General features: G+C 48.1%; 16 protein-coding genes and 1 pseudogene. 2 read left to right on the top strand and 15 right to left on the bottom strand.

The window, feature by feature from the left end:
* Positions 1 to 18: 18 nt before the first annotated feature.
* Both KT99_RS13415 and KT99_RS13410 read right to left on the bottom strand, forming a co-directional pair.
* Complete coding sequence (locus KT99_RS13415) at positions 19 to 1611, bottom strand: ABC-F family ATPase (RefSeq protein ID WP_005500962.1); 1593 nt, start codon at positions 1609 to 1611, stop codon at positions 19 to 21.
* Positions 1612 to 1921: 310 nt separating this feature from the next.
* A complete protein-coding gene (locus tag KT99_RS13410) occupies positions 1922 to 4210 on the bottom strand; it encodes a heavy metal translocating P-type ATPase (RefSeq protein ID WP_005500961.1) in 2289 nt (762 codons plus the stop codon).
* A 214-nt stretch (positions 4211 to 4424) separates the two neighbouring features.
* Between KT99_RS13410 and KT99_RS13405 the strand changes: the two genes are divergently transcribed.
* The gene (locus KT99_RS13405; RefSeq protein WP_005500960.1) at positions 4425 to 4811 is read left to right on the top strand and encodes a MerR family DNA-binding protein; all 387 of its coding nucleotides are present in this window, start codon (positions 4425 to 4427) and stop codon (positions 4809 to 4811) included.
* Positions 4812 to 4873: 62 nt separating this feature from the next.
* On the opposite strand, the gene KT99_RS13400 is transcribed toward KT99_RS13405, so the two are convergent.
* The 11 genes from KT99_RS13400 to KT99_RS13350 form a co-directional block, all read right to left on the bottom strand.
* On the bottom strand, positions 4874 to 6946 hold the full coding sequence (locus KT99_RS13400) for a S9 family peptidase (RefSeq protein WP_005500959.1): 2073 nt from the start codon (positions 6944 to 6946) through the stop codon (positions 4874 to 4876).
* Positions 6946 to 7224 carry a hypothetical protein gene (locus KT99_RS13395; RefSeq protein ID WP_005500958.1) on the bottom strand — a complete coding sequence of 93 codons (279 nt, stop codon included), beginning with the start codon at positions 7222 to 7224 and terminating at the stop codon, positions 6946 to 6948. Before KT99_RS13395 ends, KT99_RS13400 begins: the two co-directional genes overlap by 1 nt.
* 188 nt (positions 7225 to 7412) lie before the next feature.
* The gene (locus tag KT99_RS13390; protein WP_005500957.1) at positions 7413 to 8171 is read right to left on the bottom strand and encodes an SDR family oxidoreductase; all 759 of its coding nucleotides are present in this window, start codon (positions 8169 to 8171) and stop codon (positions 7413 to 7415) included.
* Between the two features lie 22 nt (positions 8172 to 8193).
* Positions 8194 to 9096 (bottom strand): 3-hydroxyisobutyrate dehydrogenase, encoded by a 903-nt coding sequence (gene mmsB / locus KT99_RS13385; RefSeq protein ID WP_005500956.1) that lies wholly within the window; start codon positions 9094 to 9096, stop codon positions 8194 to 8196.
* Positions 9097 to 9115: 19 nt separating this feature from the next.
* Entirely contained in the window at positions 9116 to 10258 is a 1143-nt protein-coding gene (locus KT99_RS13380; protein ID WP_005500954.1) for an enoyl-CoA hydratase/isomerase family protein, read from the bottom strand.
* Positions 10258 to 11031, bottom strand: coding sequence for an enoyl-CoA hydratase (locus KT99_RS13375; protein ID WP_005500952.1), 774 nt, complete (start codon positions 11029 to 11031; stop codon positions 10258 to 10260). Before KT99_RS13375 ends, KT99_RS13380 begins: the two co-directional genes overlap by 1 nt.
* 25 nt (positions 11032 to 11056) lie before the next feature.
* A complete protein-coding gene (locus tag KT99_RS13370) occupies positions 11057 to 12214 on the bottom strand; it encodes an acyl-CoA dehydrogenase family protein (protein WP_005500950.1) in 1158 nt (385 codons plus the stop codon).
* A gap of 148 nt (positions 12215 to 12362) precedes the next feature.
* Positions 12363 to 13868 carry a CoA-acylating methylmalonate-semialdehyde dehydrogenase gene (locus KT99_RS13365; RefSeq protein ID WP_005500948.1) on the bottom strand — a complete coding sequence of 502 codons (1506 nt, stop codon included), beginning with the start codon at positions 13866 to 13868 and terminating at the stop codon, positions 12363 to 12365.
* Between the two features lie 21 nt (positions 13869 to 13889).
* Positions 13890 to 15080, bottom strand: coding sequence for a thiolase family protein (locus KT99_RS13360; protein WP_005500946.1), 1191 nt, complete (start codon positions 15078 to 15080; stop codon positions 13890 to 13892).
* A 593-nt stretch (positions 15081 to 15673) separates the two neighbouring features.
* The gene (metA, locus tag KT99_RS13355) at positions 15674 to 16618 is read right to left on the bottom strand and encodes a homoserine O-acetyltransferase MetA (protein ID WP_005500944.1); all 945 of its coding nucleotides are present in this window, start codon (positions 16616 to 16618) and stop codon (positions 15674 to 15676) included.
* A 644-nt stretch (positions 16619 to 17262) separates the two neighbouring features.
* Complete coding sequence (locus KT99_RS13350; RefSeq protein WP_040571988.1) at positions 17263 to 18219, bottom strand: integron integrase; 957 nt, start codon at positions 18217 to 18219, stop codon at positions 17263 to 17265.
* 363 nt (positions 18220 to 18582) lie between these two features.
* Here KT99_RS13350 and KT99_RS13345 point away from each other — a divergent pair, with 363 nt between their 5' ends.
* The gene (locus tag KT99_RS13345) at positions 18583 to 18990 is read left to right on the top strand and encodes a hypothetical protein (RefSeq protein ID WP_157752208.1); all 408 of its coding nucleotides are present in this window, start codon (positions 18583 to 18585) and stop codon (positions 18988 to 18990) included.
* Between the two features lie 93 nt (positions 18991 to 19083).
* Here KT99_RS13345 and KT99_RS13340 read toward each other — a convergent pair whose 3' ends face one another.
* Both KT99_RS13340 and tnpC read right to left on the bottom strand, forming a co-directional pair.
* Positions 19084 to 20139, bottom strand: coding sequence for a group II intron reverse transcriptase/maturase (locus KT99_RS13340; RefSeq protein WP_232504304.1), 1056 nt, complete (start codon positions 20137 to 20139; stop codon positions 19084 to 19086).
* Positions 20100 to 21058: pseudogene (tnpC, locus tag KT99_RS13335) on the bottom strand (IS66 family transposase); the annotation flags it as partial. The gene KT99_RS13340 and the pseudogene tnpC, both read right to left, overlap by 40 nt.

Below are 21058 nucleotides of genomic sequence, written 5' to 3'. Positions count from 1 at the left end.
TGGTCAGGCTTGGTATGCTTACGCATCGACACCCTTGCTTCTGAGGAACTCATCATAAGTTCCCTTGAAGTCATTGATGCCATCTTTGGTCATCTCTATGATACGGTTAGCAACCGATGAAACGAATGCACGGTCATGACTGACAAAAATCAGCGTACCTTGGTAGATCTCCAGCGCATTGTTCAATGACTCGATAGATTCCATGTCCATGTGGTTAGTCGGCTCATCCATCACCAAGATGTTTGGCTTCTGCATGATAAGCTTGCCGAATAACATACGACCCTTCTCACCACCAGAGAGTACCTTAACCGACTTCTTGATATCGTCAGAGCTGAACAGCATGCGACCCAAGTAACCACGAACCGACTGATCGTCATCTTCGGGCTTACGCCACTGGCTCATCCACTCGAACAAGGTCATGTCATTTTCAAAATCTGACTCATGATCTTGGGCATAGTAACCGATAGCCGCATTCTCGGACCATTGAATGGTACCGCTATCCTGTTGAATATCATGGATCAGGGTACGCAGTAAGGTCGTCTTACCGATACCGTTCTCACCTAAGATGGCGATACGCTCACCCACTTCAACCATCAGGTTTAACTTGTTGAACAGTGGCTCATCGAAGCCCTTGCTTAGCTCTTCGACGATCAAGGCGTTACGGAACAACTTCTTCTCTTGCTCGAAACGAATAAACGGATTCACACGACTCGAGGCTTTCACTTCATCAATCTTGATCTTATCAATAAGCTTGGCACGTGAGGTGGCCTGCTTAGCCTTAGATGCGTTAGCAGAGAAACGCGCGACGAAGCCCTGAAGCTCGGCTATTTGCGCCTTCTTCTTGGCATTGTCAGACATCAAACGCTCACGCGATTGTTGAGCGGCCATCATGTACTCATCATAGTTACCCGGGAAAATACGCAGCTCACCGTAATCGAGATCCGCCATATGAGTACAGACTGAGTTTAAGAAATATCTATCGTGAGAGATGATGATCATGGTGCTGTTACGCTGGTTCAGCATCTCTTGCAACCAACGAATGGTGTCAATATCCAAGTTGTTGGTTGGTTCGTCGAGTAGCAATACATCTGGATCTGAGAACAGGGCTTGTGCCAGCAAAATTCTAAGTTTAAAACCCGGAGAAATTGCGCTCATCAGACCTAAGTGTTGATCGACAGGAATACCCACTCCCATCAGGAGTTCACCGGCGCGAGACTCGGCGGTGTAGCCGTCCATCTCGGCAAATTCCATCTCTAGATCGGCAACCTTGATACCGTCTTCTTCTGTCATTTCAGGCAGAGAGTAGATACGATCACGCTCTTGCTTGACTTCCCAAAGCTCCTCATGACCCATAATAACGGTATCAATCACGCTGAACTCTTCATAACCAAACTGGTTCTGGCTCAATTTACCGATACGCTCGTTGATATCCAGAGAGACATTACCCCCTGATGGCTCAAGATCGCCGCCAAGGATCTTCATAAAGGTTGACTTACCACAGCCGTTCGCGCCGATCAGACCATAACGGTTGCCGCCGCCGAATTTAACTGAGATGTTTTCAAACAGTGGCTTAGCGCCAAACTGCATGGTGATATTAGCTGTAGTAATCAAGTGTTAGATCCCAAAAATTATTATGCAATGTGATGTATAAACGAGCAAAATCAAGCGCGATATTATATCCAGCAATCGACAAATAATCAACTAAAAGCGCACCAAATAGCCATGATAACTTTCCGTAACAGCAAGATTTAATGCAGGAAGCCGAACAGGCTTTATTCGGCTTCCTCAGGTATCAAGCATTTAACCTATTACTGGTTCAACTTCACATGTCTTAAACGATTGGCATTGGTGACCACAGTCAAAGAAGGTCATTAATAACAAGAGTGCCATCGCGGCTCCAGCTATCACAAGGCTGCTTAAGTTAACTCAACTTCACATGTCTTAGCCTGTTAGCGTTTGTCACTACCGTGAGGGAGGACAAAGCCATCGCAGCCCCTGCAATCACAGGGTTAAGCAATATGCCTGTTAGAGGGAATAGAACTCCAGCGGCGACTGGAATGCCTAAAGAGTTATAGATGAACGCGCCGAATAGATTCTGCTTGATGTTCCTCATGCTGGCATTGGCCAAGGCAAAGGTATCGGCCAATACTGACAAGCGTCCAGTGAGTAAGGTCAAGTCGGCACTCTCGATGGCGACTTCGGTGCCACTCCCCATGGCGATACCCACATCGGCACTCATCAAGGCGGGGGCATCGTTGATACCATCTCCTACCATGGCGACGACTTCTCCACTCTCTTTGAGCTCGATAATCTTAGCCTGTTTCTGCTCGGGCAAGACTCCGGCAATGACTTCATCTATGCCCACTTCATCGGCAACGGCCTGCACCGTCTCTTGCTTGTCACCACTGAGTAATATCACCCGTTTACCGGCACGTTTAAGTGCGGCAATGGCTTCTTTGGCATCAGGTTTCACCGGATCGCTGATGGCAATAATACCGACTAAACGTCCGCCTTGTGCCACATAAACTGGGGTCTTACCAAGCTGGGCCAAAGTCTCAATCTCATCTTGTAAAGCATCTATAGCCGATATATTCTCCATGACCATCAAGCTCATATTGCCTATGGCTAGCTCGACGCCAGAGACGATGCCCACTATGCCCTTTCCCTGAATATTGTTGAAACGGTCAGGTTCGACCAAGCTTAGATCTCGCGTCTTGGCTTCATCGAGCATCGCCTGAGCCAATGGGTGCTCGGAATGCTGTTCCAGGCTCGCCACCAGCAATAACAGTTGCTCAGATGCAGAGGCTTGACTGCCACTCTCACTGCCACTGCCACTGCCACCATCAAGCAGGCGAATGTCGGTCACCGATGGCTTACCCGATGTGATAGTGCCGGTCTTGTCCAGCACCACACAGGTGACCTTACTCGCAGTTTGCAGCGCCTCACCATTCTTAATCAAGACGCCCATCTGTGCGGCTCGTCCAACTGAGACCATGATAGACATAGGTGTCGCTAACCCTAGAGCACAAGGGCAGGCGATGATAAGTACGCTGGTTAACACCACTAGCGCATGTGACAACTGGGGCGCAGGTCCCAGCAAATACCACACCACAGCAGCGACCAGGGCAATAATCACCACCACAGGAACAAAGTACGCCGATATCTTATCCGTGAGCCTGCCTATGGGCATTTTTGATGTTTGCGCCTGCTGAACCAGATCGATGATTTTCGATAGACGAGTATCGGTTAATCCGGCTGTCACGCGGTAGATGATGCTGCCATTGCCGTTGACGGTGCCGGCACTGAGCGTATCGCCAATGCTTTTAGACACAGGAATAGGCTCACCGGTTAACATGGACTCGTTGAGATTCGACTCGCCACTCAATACCTCGCCGTCCAAGGCGACTCGACTGCCAGGTTGTAGTCTCAACTTATCACCGAGCTGTATTTGGGCAATTTCAACCTCTTCATCCCCAGAGTCGCTCAGCCTTATTGCGGTAGTAGATTGTAATCCTATAAGGCGCTGCACCGCTTCACTGGTCTTGCCCTTAGCCCTGAGTTCCAGCGCATGGCCCAAGTTAATTAAACCCAGAATCATCACACTGGCTTCAAAGTACACATGACGGGTTTCGGCTGGGAACCAGGAAGGCATGATCACTACCAACATAGAATAGGCCCATGCTGTGGTGGTGCCGAGTACAATCAAGGTATCCATGTTGGCACTGCGCGCCTTAAGTGCACGCCACATCCCTTTATAGAAGTGTCCGCCAGTGGTCACTAGCAGGATAAATGTGATGATCCCCATGATCCCCCAGGCCAATTGCTGACTGGGATTATTCACCATCATCTCACCGCCCAATAGCCCCCACAACATCATGGGAACCCCTAAGCCCAACCCCAGCATAGATTGGATGATACGGGTGCGGTACTCGACTCGCTCATCCTGGATTTTCTTTTCACTGGCTAGCTTGGCATCCAACACGAGTTCACTGTCATAACCAACACTGGCCACGGTCACGATTGCTAGCTCACTGCTGATGTCACCTTGAATGTGTACCTGCTTATCGGCCAGATTAACCCGTGCAACCAGCTGAGTGTCCACTCCAGGCTGTGATAGTTTTTCGAATGCACCTTCAATTTTAGCGACACAACTGGCACAGTTCATTTGCGGTACATATAGAGTCATGCTATTGGTATTTTTCATCATCATTGATTCCCCATACTCAAAAAATTGAGTCTCGATCAAGGCTGTTTAAGTCAGTTATTTAACTAGCTTGTTCCCATTTCACTGCACTTAGGTTAATGTCTCCCCTAATGGGAGAGTCAAACCCTTATTGGAAATTAAAAACACTTTGCTGAATTTGACTCTCACTCGATTGCTTTTGAGCAGATTTTGAGCGCGTAGTGAATACCTAATGAGGCTTATGATGAAAATTGGTGAAGTAGCAAAAAAGACCGGTCTATCGATTAAGAGTATTCGTTATTACCACGACATAGGCCTTATCTGCGCCACGCGGGGTGAAAATGGCTACAGAGAATATGATCAACCACAGATCGACTCCCTTAACTTTATCAGTCACAGTCGCGACTTAGGCTTCTCTTTAGATGATTGCCGTTCTCTGCTCGACCTCAAGCTCAATCAAGACAGAGATGCCGAAGATGTAAAACGCTTGGCTAAGACTCATCTGGACATGGTGAGTGAAAGAATAACCAAGTTACAGGCACTCGAGAGTCAATTAAAGCATCTGATTAAGGATTGTCGCGGCGGCCATCAACCGGACTGCGCCATACTGAGCGGACTCAGTGAATAGTCTGGCTAATCCAGCAACTTGATGGCCTAACAGATCAATCTAATAATAGTGAATTCCGGTATTTAGTGTTTTTTTAGTCGGTGGGCATTGTCAATTTTCAATGCGGGAATATCACCTGCGGGAGTGAACCCAAACACCTTGCCATAAAAATACAGCTCGGCTTCGATAGCGATCATTTGATTTACCGGATCCCTCAAACTATGCCCCTCGCCCTCGAATTCGAGATAAGCTACGGGGACCCCTCGCGCTTTGAGTTGATTAAATACCTCTATGGATTGCTTAGCCAATACCACAGTGTCATCACCTCCCTGGATCAGCAACAAGGGCTCATTTAGCCTGTCGAGGTGATATAATGGAGAGCGTTCACGATACAGGTTATTTTCGGCTGAATTTTTACCCACCAGTAATTCTAAATAACTGGACTCAAACTTATGCGCATCTCGGCTCAACACCTCCATATCACTGATGCCCGCATAACTCACACCCGCTTTAAACGTATCGTAGAACACCAGTGCCGATAACACGGTAAGCCCTCCGGCATTGGCCCCTCTCATCGCAAGTTTAGTGCCATCAACCCAGCCCTTATTGACCAAATATCCGGCCGCCCGCACGGCGTCTTCCACATCGGCGACGCCCCATTTCCCATACAGGCTTTGACGATATTCTCGCCCGAAACCTGAGCTGCCACGATAATTGAGATCCAGCACCGCAAAACCACGGCTGGTCCAGTATTGAATATCCCGCCGAAATGCCAAACTGGCTTTGGCAGTCGGTCCGCCATGGAGCATGACCAGCAAGGGAGGTATTGAGCCGCTGAGGCCAATAAAGTCAGGGTTTCTCGCGCCATAAAAATAACCATAGATAGTGACACCGTCAGTGGATTTCAGGCTGACACTTACGGCTCTGGAGATATAATTAGGATCGACTGTCGCAAGTTCCGGTGAGTAGATAAGCGCCACCCCTCGTCCTTTCACCTTATAGATCCCTTTTTCCGGAGTCACTTTAGCCCCGACAAAGTAAATGCCCTCTTCCCCCTTCACCACCTGAGATATCTCGCCGAAATCGACGGCAATGGACTCGGTGATACCGGTATCGAGAAAAATTCTAATCAGTGAAGCTTTTCCTTTATCACTGTAACTGGCAATGATGATATTATCTGACTCGAAGGCATAATTATGATTACCCAACTTCCAGTCAGGTACTGCAAACTCGGCATCTTTATCCAACACCTGCTCCAACTCGCCCTCGGGGTTAATGCGATACAAGTTCCACCAATTGTCAAAATCGGCAACAAAATAGAGCACTCCCGCTGGGCTAAAGAGCGGCTGGGTTATGGAACCTTGCTTATCAGGTATTAACCTCCTGGCATTCTTAAGTCCCCCCTTAGGTTCTATGTCTCCAATCCAAAGTTGGGTATTATCCCAAGGCATATTAGGATGTTGCCAGGAGATCCAGACTAGGTGATTCTGAGCCGAAGAGATTTTAGGCGAAGAATAGAAATCAGCCCCAATGACCATAGTCTCGCCTTCATTGGAGAAATTCAGGTTAAGTGCCACCAGACTGGTAACCGACTCCCCCTCACCACGATGATCTTCCCTGACACAGATAATTCGTGAACCTTTAGGATAGGAGATACAATCTCCATGACGTGTTCCGGCCGGTGTGAGTGGCACAGGTACTTGGTTGGGCGCGAAGCGATAGAGCAGCTGATCTTCTGCTTTGGAGGCAAAAATACTCTGACCAATACCAAGAAATGGCGAGCCGCCATATTCATGTACAGTAGATCTGACATCGAATGCCGAGCTCACCGCATCGATCAAGTTTGCGCCAGTCTCCAGACGCTTGATGCCAATCTTACCCTGAGCCGATGAGTCCGATTGAACAAAATAGAGGGCACCGTTGACGCTCTGCAATTCACCAAAATCATCTGATAAACCATAAACATCTTCCGCTGTTATCGGTGACAGCCAGCTGCCATAAGCCGCAACTTTAAGGCCACTTCGTTTATCAATTGTTTCAACAGGATCCGGTTTACCGCATGCCGTTAGCAAACATAAGAGCAACAATGACAATAAAGGGATAAAATAAAAATGGTGTCTCACTGTTGGCTCCTGTTTCCATATAAAGGTCATCATTATTTTCGAGTTAATTTCTGCTTAAACCATAAAATAACCGCTAACTGCCTGGCCTGAGTCAGGCCGAAATAGATACAAATCCAGGGAGACAGCAGAAGGTACCATGGCAAAAATGATGTATCAGTGCCCTTGAACATCAGATAGAAGAAACCCGAATAGATAACGATCAAGCCCATTCCCCCCACCAGCAACATCAAACGTCTTACCGTTTTTTCCAGCCAGACCATCTTTTTATCGAACATCAACTCAGCTTTCCCCCATTGATTAACATCGAACATTATCACGTATCATAAGCACATATGTAAGTACTTGTGTGAGTGTAATTATTAAAGCCTGTCACAAGGATAATCTTAACCGCATGAATCCAGAGCAACAAAAAACGGGCCTAAGCCCGTTTTACTATTTATCATACTTGTCTTAGAAATTAGAGCCTAGAAATTCGCTCCCAGGTTGTAAACACTCGAGTCTATATACGTATGCCGCCATCAATCTCGAATACACGGCCGTTAACGTAATCGTTCTCTATGATGAACTTAACCGTCGATGATATCTCGCTAGGTTGACCCAGACGGCCTACTGGCACCATTTTCTCCATACGGGCTAACGCTTCAGGCTTCATCGCAGCCGTCATTTCAGTTTCAATCACACCTGGTGCTACCGCGGCGCTACGAATATTGTATCTTGCCAACTCTTTCGCCCAGCCGACAGACATAGCAGCCACACCCGCTTTAGAAGCCGAATAGTTAGTCTGACCCATATTGCCTGCCTTGGCTAAGCTGGAGATGTTGATGATCACGCCTTCTTGCTTAGACTCGATCATGGCAGCCGCAGCTTCACGTCCACAGAGGAATGAGCCAGTTAAGTTGACGTTAATCACCGACTGAAACTGCTCATATGACATACGGTCTGTCACCTTACCGTCTTTGGCTTTGACTAGCATGCCGTCGGATAAGATCCCTGCATTGTTGATAAGCACATTCACTTGACCGAAATCTTCCAGAATAAAACCGAAACCCGCCACCACATCTTCTTCTGAGGTAATATCAAAGGCATAACCTTGTACTTCTGCTCTGTCGCCAATATCGGCGCAAGCACGTTCAAGCTTCTCTTGATCGATATCGATAAGGGCCAATTTAGCGCCAGCTTCGGCTAAATCCACCGCCATAGCCAAACCAAGTCCACCAGCACCACCAGTAATAACCACTACCTTATCTTTTAAATCCATCGTGTTACCCTTTGCTTTTAATTTATTGAATATTAGAAAACTGTTCAAAAATACTAGAAAAATCTCGTGTGCCATTGCCTTGACGAGCATGGTTCACATATAAACTGCGTGCTAGCGCGCCCATGGGCGTACAGGAATTCGTCAGTAATGCCGCCTCTTGGGATAGGCCAAGATCTTTAACCATAAGATCGACCATGAAGCCGCCCTGATAACCATTCGACGACGGTACAGACTCCATCACATCCGGACAAGGATTATATTTATCTAGCGTCCAATTACCCCCACTACTGACCTTCATAATCTCAGATAACACCTTAGGATCTAAGCCATGGTCAATTCCCATCTGCAGAGATTCGCTGGTGGCTATCATCAGCACTGACAAAAGCATGTTATTACAAATTTTGGCCACCTGACCGGCGCCGGGTCCACCGGCGTGTAAAATATTGGCACCCATATGGCTTAGCACCTTAGAGGCTTGCTCAAACCCACTGTCGCTGCCACCGCAGATAAAGGTTAATGTCCCGGCCGCCGCGCCTGCAGTGCCACCCGATACGGGCGCATCGACAAACTCAAATCCCTTACTCGCTGCTACTTCGGCGACATGTTTAGCGCTCTGGGCATCTATGGTCGAGCAATCGATCAATAAAGTCCCCGCGGCCAGCACATCGAGTAAGCCCTTATCTGAGCTGCCTTCACCTAAGTAGAGCGCGCGAACATGTTTGCCGGCCGGCAGCATGGTGATCACCACATCGGCACCCGATGCAGCGCCGCAGGCGCTCTTGGCTGCAAGCGCGCCAACGTCAGTAAGAGACTTCATCGCCTCGGGGACGAGATCGAACACCTTAACCATCACGCCTGACTTGACTAAATTGGCCGCCATAGGCGCGCCCATATGTCCCAATCCGATAAATGCGATACTTGTCATCTAACACTCCTTAAGAAAATTATTCCCCGAGACTCATTTCAAGCTTAGCTAGAGGATGCGATGCTACAGACCAAGGTGAACTCAGCATCTGCGCGATTAAGCGAGTGGGCACATCCTCCACTCGGTTAAACTTCCACTGGGGATGGCGATCTTTATCGATAAGTAGCGCCCTCACTCCTTCAGAGAAATCTCCCAGCGCGCAGCAGTTCACACTCAAGCCAAGCTCGAACCTAAATACTTCAGCCAGACTCAAGTCTATGCCTAAGTGCGCTTGGCGATAAATAAGTTGCAAGCTGATGGGGCTACCAGACAGCATAGTCTCGATGGGACGCGCTAACCAAGACTCCTTAAGCTTAAGCTCACCGACTCGAGCCATTATCTCGTTGAGCGAGCCCGACATCAGTACATCGATGTCATCTTTATGCATCTCGAGTTGCCCCTTGGCTAACCCTGCGCTCGCTTTGGTTCCGGTGCGATTGAGTTCATCGCTCAGCAAGCTGTGATTAACCTGGGTATCACCTCCCCAATTTAGGCAGGCTAAGCTATCGAGCAAGTGCTGTTTATCATCATCTTCAATATAGTAATTAGCGATCCCCACGTATTTTGCATCGGCAGCATTCATATTATAAGCCGTCAGCCCCAGAAACAAACCCAGCTTTCCCGGCATACGATTAAGAAAATAGCTGCCACCGACATCGGGATACAGGCCTATGGTCACCTCAGGCATGGCGATACGTGAACGCTCGGTCACCACACGATGACTCGCCCCCATCATCAGGCCAAGGCCTCCTCCCATGACGATACCCGTTCCCCAGACTAAAATAGGTTTAGCATAGGTATCGATAAGATAATCGAGTCTATATTCCTGCTCAAAGAATTCTGTCGCCTGCTCGGTGAGCTCACCCGGCGTGGCAACAGATGCATGATAGATGGCCCTGACATCACCGCCGGCGCAGAAGGCTTTCTCGCCTGCGCCATCTAACATCACCATGGCGATAGCATCATCATCTTGCCAGCGCGTAAGCTGAGCAAACATCAGCTGCACCATCTCGAGATTGATGGAATTAAGGGCTTGCTCCATATTCAGGCTCATGACCCCAATCTGCTTGCCAGAGGCGGTACCTAAGGTTTGAAATACCACACTATTGCTTGAATGAGTCATCAGCAGTTCTTCCAGTTAGCCTTACGTTTCTCTAAGAAAGCCGCAACCCCTTCTGCCTGATCTTGGGTATCAAACAGGTCCACAAACAGTTCGCGCTCTATGGGTAAGGCTTGGTTTCTCGGCATATTTCGCCCGGCTTGGATCAGAGTCTTACAGGCTTTAATACTGCTGGGGCTCTGCTTTGCCACCTTGGCGGCTAATTGCATGGCCGCCTCGAGAGAGGCTCCGGTGTCCACCACCTCCTCCACCAGTTTTAGCTGCAGAGCTTGCTGTGCGCCCAGTCGCTCACCACATAAGATCATTCGCTTAGCCCAGCCTTCCCCGATGAGCGCCGCCAGATTTTGCGTCCCCCCCGCACAAGGAAGCAGGCCCACGCTAGCTTCGGGCAAGGCCATCACAGCCTGAGATTCGGCGATGCGTAGATCACAGGCCAGAGCCACTTCTAAACCGCCGCCCATGGCATAGCCATTGATTGCCGCGATGGAGACACCGCGAAATGCGCTTAACGCTTCGAACGCTTCACCGAAACACTTGGCCATATTGGCAGCATTGTCTTTATCGCCATCGGCAAACAACTTGAGATCGGCCCCAGCGGAGAAAAACTTGTCGCCTTCACCTGTGATGACCAGGGCATAAATCTGCGGATTATCATTGAGTGCCTCGACTTTCTGCTTCAACAGCTGCAGGCTCTGGACGGTCCAGGTATTGGCTGGCGGATTGCTCATGGTGATCACTGCGGTATTGCCTACAATCTTCTCTATCAGGGCTGTCATCTGTTACTTCCTTTTATGAGTCTTATTACAAGATCTGTCCGGCGCTCTCATCGAGCAAACGTCGTGCAATAATCAAGCGCATGATCTCGTTAGTGCCTTCTAATATCTGGTGTACGCGCACATCACGCACATAACGCTCTAGGGGATATTCACGTAGGTAGCCATAGCCGCCGTGCAGCTGCAACGCCGCATCACAGACTTGAAAACCGACATCGGTGGCGAAGCGTTTCGCCATGGCGCAGTACGCAGAGGCTTCCGGATCACCACAATCGAGTTTAAAGGCCGCTAAACGCACTAGCTGTCTTGCCGCCACTAATTCAGTCGCCATGTCGGCGAGTTTAAATTGCAACGCCTGAAACGTGGCGATGGGTTTGCCAAACTGCTGGCGCTCTTGCATATATTGAGTGGCGCGCTCAAGCGCCGCCTGAGCCGTACCCACCGAGCAGATGGCAATATTGATGCGTCCGCCATCCAGCCCCTTCATGGCGAAGGTGAAGCCTTGTCCCTCTTCACCCAATAGATTGGTTACCGGTACACGCACTTGATTGAAGGTGATCTCCCGGGTTGGTTGAGCATTCCAGCCCATCTTATCTTCCGCCTTGCCATAGGTGACCCCTTTAGCATCGGCTGGGACCACTATGGCTGAGATGCCTTTAGGTCCATCTTGTCCGGTGCGGCACATGACCACTAATAGCTCGGTCGCCCCGGCCCCTGAGATAAACATCTTAGTGCCGGAGATCACATACTCATCGCCCTCTCTCACCGCTTTAGTCTTAAGCGATGCAGCATCGCTGCCCGCGCCCGCTTCGGTCAGACAATAAGATGCCAGTTTCTGCCCCGTGGTTAATGACTCAGACCACTCCTTTCTTAAGGTTTCGGTGCCAAAACTGGTCACCATCCAGGTCACCATATTATGTATGGTCAACATGGCAGTGGTGGATGTACAGCCCATGGATAGCTGCTCGAAGATAATTGATGAATCGAGACGTGACAGTCCCATGCCGCCTTCACTCAGTGGCGAATACAGGGAGCAAAAACCCAGTTCTCCGGCGCGTTGAATGACATCTTTAGGGAAGTGGTGTTCTCTATCCCATTGAGCGGCAAATGGGGCGAGTTCGTCTTGTGAAAACTTTTGGGCTAGATCGGCAAATTGGCGCTGATCATCACTGAGGTTAAAATCCATCGATGGTCTCCTAATTCGTTTTTTATTGTTGTTATTCGTTTTGCTAAAAACTCAGTGTCTAGGCTTGAGTGCATAGTTCATCGCTAATAACCCGCAAATTTCACTTACCGCTTAGAGCTAATAGTTTGATGCGCGCAGCTAAAACCGCCTATTTCAGCTCAATCGTCATGTTGGGCGCTGCATGTTCTGCGTCAGTTATCTGTGACTCGAACCAGCGCGCCGTGATGGTCTTAGTTTCAGTATAGAAACGCACCGCCTGCTTACCATAGGCATGCTGATCGCCATAAAAGCTACCCTTCCAGCCGGTGAAAGAGAAGAAGGGTAAAGGCACAGGAATAGGCACATTGATCCCCACCTGACCCACTTCTATCTCATGCTGATATTTACGCGCGACCGCGCCACTGGCGGTAAAGATTGAGGTACCGTTACCATAGGGGCTGGCATTGACTATCTCGATGGCCTCTTCCAGGGTATCGGACTCCATGCAGCACAACACTGGACCGAAGATCTCCTCTTTATAGATGGTCATCTCAGTAGTGACCTTGCTAAACACAGTCGGACCAATCCAGTTGCCGGATTCATAACCTGGCACGGTAAAATCAGAACCGTCGAGCAGACACGTGGCGCCCTCTGCCTTACCTTGCGCGATAAGCGACAGCACTCGCGCTTTGGCTGCCGGGCTTATCAGTGGGCCATAGCCCGCCTCTTTATCATCCCACAGACCGGGTTTGACCTTGGCAATGGCTTCCTTGAGTTCAGGGATCCACTCCTTGGCCGCGCCGACAAATATTGCCACCGATAGCGCCATACAACGTTGACCCGCCGCGCCCACAGAGGCTCCGACTAAGTTATTGATCACTTGCTGCTTATTGGCATCAGGCATAACGACACAGTGATTCTTAGCGCCGGCAAACGCCTGTACACGCTTGAGGTTATCCGTGCCTGTCTTATAGATATATTGAGCCACGCCCACAGAGCCTACGAAAGAGATCGCCTTAATGTCTGGATGATTCAACAACACATCTACCGCGGTCTTATCACCATGCACTAACTGCAACACGCCCTTAGGTGCACCGGCCTCTTCGAACAACTCAACCAGACGCTGAGGCGTCATGGGATCTTGCTCCGAAGGCTTGAGTACGAAGGTGTTACCGCAGGCGATAGACAAGGGGAACATCCACAGCGGGATCATGGCGGGAAAATTAAACGGGGTAATACCGACACATACACCCAGAGGTTGGCTGTAACTATAAGTATCTATGCCTCTGGCCACATTCTCGACGGTTTCCCCCATGATCAGGGTCGCGATATTACAGGCATGTTCGGCCACTTCGATACCACGCCAGACATCACCTTTAGCATCATCGAAGGTCTTACCCGTCTCTTGAGCCAGAATGGTCGCCAGTTCATCATGGTGTTCTTTCAGCAGATGCTGATATCTGAACATCACCCGGGCACGCTCGGAAACGGGCACCTCTTTCCAGCTTTTGAAGGCTGATTTGGCACTGGCTATGGCCGTTTCCACCTCTTGGACGGTGGCGGCATTAATCATGGCGATGGTTTGATTGTTGGCAGGGTTAGTTACCAAGATTTGTTGCTTTCCGATACCATCGATAAACTGGCCGTCGATATAATGTTTCACTTGAGTGGTCATATTGCTTCCCATTAAGACTGCTTAAACTTCGATTGCCATGGCAGTGGCTTCGCCGCCACCGATACAAAGTGAGGCGACACCGCGCTTGAGCCCGCGGGCCTTGAGTGCATATATCAAGGTCACTAACAAACGCGAACCCGAGCAGCCAATAGGATGGCCCAGTGCACAGGCGCCGCCATTGACGTTGACCTTAGACTCATCGAGACACAGCTCAGAGATGGCCAACATGGTCACCATGGCAAAGGCTTCATTGATCTCAAATAGATCCACATCATCCTTACTCCAGTTCACCTTATCGAGCAGCTTGTTCATGGCGCCAACTGGCGCCGTGGTAAACCGTGATGGCTCCTGGGCATGGGTGGCATGGCCCTTGATAGTCGCGAGTATCACCAAGCCCTGAATATTGGCCTGTTTCGCCGTCATCAACATAAGCGCCGCCGCGCCATCTGAGATTGAGCTTGAGTTGGCTGCGGTTATGGTGCCGTCTTTGGCAAAAGCCGGACGCAGGGTGGGGATCTTATCGGGACGGGCATTACCCGGCTGCTCATCGGTATCGACTAAGGTATCACCACGGCGATTCGATACTGTGACAGGTGCAATTTCTTGTTTAAATGCACCGGACTCGATGGCCTTATTGGCTTTAGCTAATGAGCTCAGAGAGAAAGCATCCATCTGTTCGCGAGTGAGCTTAAACTCATCGGCGGTGTTTTGTGCAAACGTGCCCATGGCGCCACCGGTATAGGCATCTTCCAGTCCATCTAAGAACATATGATCCATTACCTTACCGTGACCCATACGCATGCCACTGCGGGCTTTATCGAGCAGATAAGGTGCCAGACTCATGCTTTCCATGCCGCCGGCGATGACGATATCGGCACTGCCAGCCTTGATAAGATCATGGGCCAACATGACGGTCTTCATACCTGAACCACAGACCTTATTGACTGTCGTCGCGCCAACCGACTGGGGTAAACCTGCGCCAATGGTCGCTTGACGCGCCGGCGCTTGGCCTAAACCCGCAGGCAGTACACAGCCCATCAAGACCTCATCGACAGCATCGGCGGCAACACCCGTCTGCTCAATCAGACTCTTGATGGCAGTCGCGGCCAGTTTAGGCGATGGGACGGTAGATAGGGATCCCTGAAAGCCCCCCATAGGGGTGCGTTTGGCTGCCACAATGACAATCTCTTGACTCAATTGCTCTGTACTCATTATCCACTCCGTCTCTTATCGGCTAATTAGCCGTCGGCCAAAATAGGTGATCTAGTTCAAGTTCTATAACTAAAGAATAGCACTCTGACGTTTACGCGAACGTAAAGCAAGCGGGAATAGCAAGATAAGAAAGGATACAAGGGAGTGATATTGTCACTCAAGATTTACACAGGCCCTTGCTGTTAGTCCAATATGAGGAAATTGACCAGCTAGCTTAAAAAACTAGCTATTATACCATTCCGAGTAAGTATCTGATCATTCAGCGGGAGTTCAAAGCACTGTAGGCAAGGTCTATAAATTGCTCCTCGGTAACGGCTCCTGCGTTACTCTCGATAATTGCTCCTGCATTATTCTACCTTCACCCGTCCATGGGCTCGTACCTCCTGTATCTGACCTCCAGGGTCTTAAGCGTTCCATACGCTTAAAGACATTTCCCATATCCCTATGGGTCAGGGAAATGTCTTATTTTGTATGGAACAACATTGACCATGCAGTCGTATATCGAGAGCCACTGGCGCAGCATAAAGGGGTTTTCCCTTGGCTTTAAACATCAGCCGCACTACGTGAGCATAAATTTAATGGAATTGGTATAGTTAAACCTCCTCTTGCCATGGGGTGATGGCACTCATTTCATCCAGATTATAAGGGGTTAACTGATACACATAATAGTTGAGCCAATTACTGACCAACAAGCTGCCATGAGCATGCCAGCGAGCGACGGGCTCCTGCTCAGGATCGTTATTTCTAAAGTAGTTCTGTGGGATTTCAGGCTCTAGCCCCTCGGCTAGATCCCGCAGGTACTCATCCTTGAGTGTCGCCTTCTGATACTCGGGATGGCCCATCACGAACAGATTTCGGCTATTGGTACTGAGCACCATATAAGCCCCCGCCTCATCGGATTCCGTTAATACCTGCAGAGCGGGGTGAGCCTTAAGCTCATCGATATCCATCTGAGCAAAGCGGGAATGAGGCGCTAAAAATTCATCATCGAAACCACGTAACAGAGGGAAATGTTGACCGGTTCGCTGATGAAGAAATACCCCTGCACATTTCGACTTGAGCAGTTTCCTATTTAAGCCATACAGGTGATAGAGGGCCGCATGAGCCGCCCAGCATAGAAAAAGCACTGAGGTAACATGACGTTGGGACCAATCGATAATTTCACGTATATGATCCCAATAGGTCACGTCTTCAAACTCGATCTGCCCCAGAGGGGCCCCTGTGATGATCAGGCCATCATAATTTTTATGGCTAATCGCCTCAAAATCCCGATAGAAATTATTCATATGATCGATAGAGATATGCTTAGATTCTTTATCGTGGATCCGCAGCAAATCCACATCCACCTGCAGTGGGGTATTACCCAATAAGCGCAGTAACTGAGTCTCTGTCTCGATCTTATTGGGCATCAGATTCAAGATCAGCACTTTCATCGGACGAATGTCCTGATTCGCGGCTCGAGTCTCGGACATGACGAAAATGTTTTCTGACTCTAAAATACCTGCCGCGGGCAGATTATCGGGAATTTTAACCGGCATACAGCGCCTCATCCTCTATCGTTTGAGTAAACTAAGTAGTAGAAAAATGTGGCTAAATCAGTTATCTGGCTTAGCGACCATTTTTTCATTGTATCTCCTAATCATACATTAAGACCTCTAGATGTCCATACGTCCATTACAAAATGACTGGCTCAAATATTCATTGTTATCTAACGCTTCCCAGCGGGGGATGTGCACTTTTCCTTTGAGAAGGTTTCGGTTCTGCGAGTCGCTGCAATTCAATACTCGTCTTTCCCGCAGTGCTTGTGGGCGGGAATCCAGCCCCTTTGGCGTATGATAATTTTTTGAAGGTCGTACTTTCATTGTCACTTATAGCCTGCGGCGGGCTTTTGTGCGCTCTTACTTTGACAAGGTTCTGCGAACTGCTGGCAGTTGATCTCATAAGAGTCGTCCCAGTGGGCTCTGCCAAATCCAACAACGTCTTTGTTTAACGGCCAGTTCGGCAAAATATGTCCATATAAAAAGGCCAGTTCAGCTTCCATGCTTCTCGTTCATAGACTCATGGCTATGCCATATTCACCATGCCTCTCGTTCGAAGAGTATCACATCGTGATACCTCACCCTGAAATCGAAGTTCGCAGCCGCATCTTCTACACCTGATTATCTGTCTCTTCGATTTTAGGTTATCTGTCCATTGGGCTTATGGTGTGACTAAAGCGAGTACCGATGACATGAGTGTATAACTCAGTGGTTTTTACATCGGTATGACCGAGTAACTCTTGAACCGTTCTAATATCCGAGCCATGTTGTAGTAACTGAGTAGCAAATGAATGCCTGAAAGTATGGGCTTTCACTTGCTTGGGGATTTGAGTTGCTATCACAGCTTTTCTAAGTTGCTTTCTAAATGAGGTTTCATGGATATGATGTCGACAAATATAACCATCATAAGGGTGAACACATCGAGTGGTTGAAGGGAAAAAATATTGCCATGAAATATCTTTTGCTGCATCACCGTACTTCCTCAACAAAGCAGGGGGTAGAGATGTTAAACCAAACCCTTCTGACAGGTCTTGACTATGTCTCTCTTTAACGTGAGTCATCTGAAGTTCCACTTCTGGTTTCAAGGATCGAGGGAGTAAGGTATAGCGATCTTTTTTGCCTTTCCCTCTAAAGATAAACAGGGTGTTATCGTTCAAATTAATGTCTTTAATTCTCAGTTGTAACGCTTCGTTGATCCTAAGCCCACTACCATATAAAAGAGATGCAATCAGCCAGTATTTTCCATTAAGGCGATCGATAATAGCTCGTGCTTCTTCATGAGTTAACACCGTAGGCATAGACTTCTCACGCTTGGTAAAAGAGTAGCGTAAACCTGAAATATCTCTTTGAATAATATGTCGATACAAGAAAATAATGGCGCAAAGAGCTTGGTTTTGAGTGGCTCCGCTCACTTGTCTATTAACAGCCAAATGATTTAAAAAACGCTCAATCTCTTGATTTCCCATATCTTGCGGGTGTTTTTTATCATTAAATACAATGAAACCCTTGATCCAATAGAGATAAACTTTCTCAGTTTTTATGCTGTAGCGTCGAGTACGTAGTTCAGTCCGAACTGACTCCAAAAACGGTGATGTAGACATATAAAACAATCCGCGAAAAGCTGTATGTATATACAGTTATAATTCAGATTATCTTAAATGCAAATATTGCTTCTCGTTATGTAAAAAGATTAATTCTCGGTTTCAATAAAGGATAACCCACTATAACAATGATAAATAAGCGATTTATCATTGTAAGTGTTTACATAACGACCCAGTTCTATTCTCGATTATCTAAATTCTCGCTTTCTCCTATCAAAATGGTCATTGCGTCAAAGTAACTGAACTGATAAGTTGCTAAAATCATTGTGGATAAGTTGCATTTTTCGGAACTTTTTGTTGAGGCTCTGTGGGGTGTTTATCGGAATTCACGCTAATAAGCTGTTAGCACTTATGGAGGATAAAATGTATCTATTAAAAAATATAAAATTAGGATTGTTTGTCAGTGTACTCATTACCTTAAGTGGTTGTGGAGGCGTAGATAAAGGCTCTTTTACGGATCAACAGATATGTATAGCTACTGTAGCTACAACTATGGGTCGAAATGCATCGATAATTAAAATTGATTCGATTAAATCTAACGTTATCTATCTTTCTTATAATCGTCAAGACGACGGTAAGCATTGGGCTTATCGCTGTAAGCTCGATGGAAATAAAGCAATATGGGCATCTGATACAGGTAGATGGCGCACGGGTGAATATGATTCAAGAATAACTTTTTCAGTATCTGGAAATAAAATTAATATTTCTGAAAAATATTCTGATGGTTCAGGTGACGTTAAATCATATAGTCTTAGTCAATTAGGTGGCTAAGTGCTAATCGGGTAGCCGGAGGTATCTAGCCTCCAGCCCCCACACCACCCTGCATGCGGCTCCGCACAGGGCGGTTCATTTAGAGCGCCTAACCTAGACTTTCTGGTTAGGGTAATGAACTGCGATCCATCCATCTCTTAGTGAACATAAACCCGCTTTCTTAAGGTAATCATTACTCAGCGCTTGCTGTATCCCTGGTGTTTTCGAGCTTCGCCATGGCCCTTTACTTGTGATCCCACAAGCAACGGCTGATTGGATCCTGACGCCACGTCTAAGTAAATTTTGTACCTTAGTCCTTGGCTTTCGCCACTGACGCCAGTAGCACATACGTACTCGACGACGGATCCAATGGTCTAAGTCGACACATCCTTGGTAAGCGTTGGCTATGCCAAAGTAGTTGATCCAGCCTTGCATGTATTGCCGCACTTTAAACAGCTGATAACCCATACTCACGCCCCAATTTCGGTTCGTCAGTCGTCTCATCTTTTGTTTGAAAATGTGCAACGTCTTAGCATGCCATTGGATCTTTCCTCGGTTAAATGTAAACCCGAGGAACTTGCTTTGACCGACCTTAACCACTTGGCTTTTCTGTTCATTAACAACCAGTTTTAGCTTAATGGCAAGGTAATGAGTAACGCTCTTGAGTACCCGCTCTCCCGCTCGAATAGACTTAACCAAGATGATAAAGTCGTCCGCGTAGCGGGCGAATTTATGCCCTCGGCTTTCCAGCTCTTTATCCAGACTATCCAACATAATGTTAGATAGTAGTGGCGAGAGTGGACCGCCTTGAGGCACACCTTCAAAACTGGCTTCAAATTGGTCATTGACCATCACACCTGCACGAAGGTATTTACCGATAAGTGCCAACAAGCGCTTATCCTGTACCTTGCTCCTCAGCTGAGTCATTAATAGATCATGATTAACTCGGTCAAAGAACTTAGACAGATCAACATCAACGGCAAATTTGCGTTTCTGTTGGATGATATCCCTTACTTGCAGAACCGCTTGTTTGGCATTTCTGTTCGGCCTAAAGCCAAAGCTATTAGCCGAGAAAAATGGGTCAAACAAAGGCGTGAGTATTTGGTAAGCATTCACCAGAGGGGGATTGACTAAGCTGAGGTTAGTCCAAATACGTCTGGGTAGTCGCATTTACCCACCACGCCCGCAATGATAGTGCTGATCACTGTTATCGGGGATAACTTGCGCTTCTTGCACGTTTCAACGACTGAGAGGATCCGAGATCGAAACTTCTCACCCCTATCTGAACTGGTGCCATAGCAGATCTTGCGCATGATCACGCTGCCACGCAAACAACGCTCGGCTTCGTTATTGGTCAAAGGTGTCCCTGGGTGATTGAGAAAAACCCATAAACCTTGCTCATATTTGAGAATATGCCGGCATCGGCCTGAGTAGCGTGAAGCGGGCACATTTTCCCCGCACTCAAGCCAGCGCTTAATATTGCGCCTTAGTCGTTGCATTCGCCGACGCCACATTATTTCGTCAACGTCACCGGCTTCATATCTATGTTGAGTGCGAAATACGGACTTGAATAGCAATACCAGTCGATTGCCGATACTCGCGGTAAGCCCCTTACCTGAATAATCGGCCATTTGTTGTAAATTACGCTGCACATGGGCAAGGCAAAATTGATGCCGTTCGGGCTCAATCCAGTTGTAGCTGGGACATTGGTCACTCACGACAATCGCTTGGGTATGCTCGCCTAATATCGATTTGGCTGCATCCTTATTACGAAAATATTTCACCTGTTGGAATACGGCATCCTCACTCGATAACAACCAGACCCAGCGGGTATGCTCTTCACCATTACGATTGTGCGTCGTCTCGTCAACATGCACTAATGACGCTTTTTTTATGTGTTGATGCAGAGCTTGGTGTGTCGGCGTCAGCATACTACTGACTCGCCCTTGCGCTTCAGAAATCAGACCGATAGAGAAATGAGTCCCGTATTGGTCTTGCAGTAACGTTGAATTTTACGTACGCTCAGTGATACAGCCACTGAGCACAGCCACGTAACTGAGCAATCGTGGCCCATCTGACCATCGGGAGC

The sequence above is a fragment of the Shewanella benthica KT99 genome (genome assembly GCF_000172075.1).
GTDB lineage: Bacteria > Pseudomonadota > Gammaproteobacteria > Enterobacterales > Shewanellaceae > Shewanella > Shewanella benthica_A.
The sequence above is the reverse complement of the archived record's forward strand: the minus strand, read 5'-3'. Positions and strand labels throughout refer to the sequence as shown.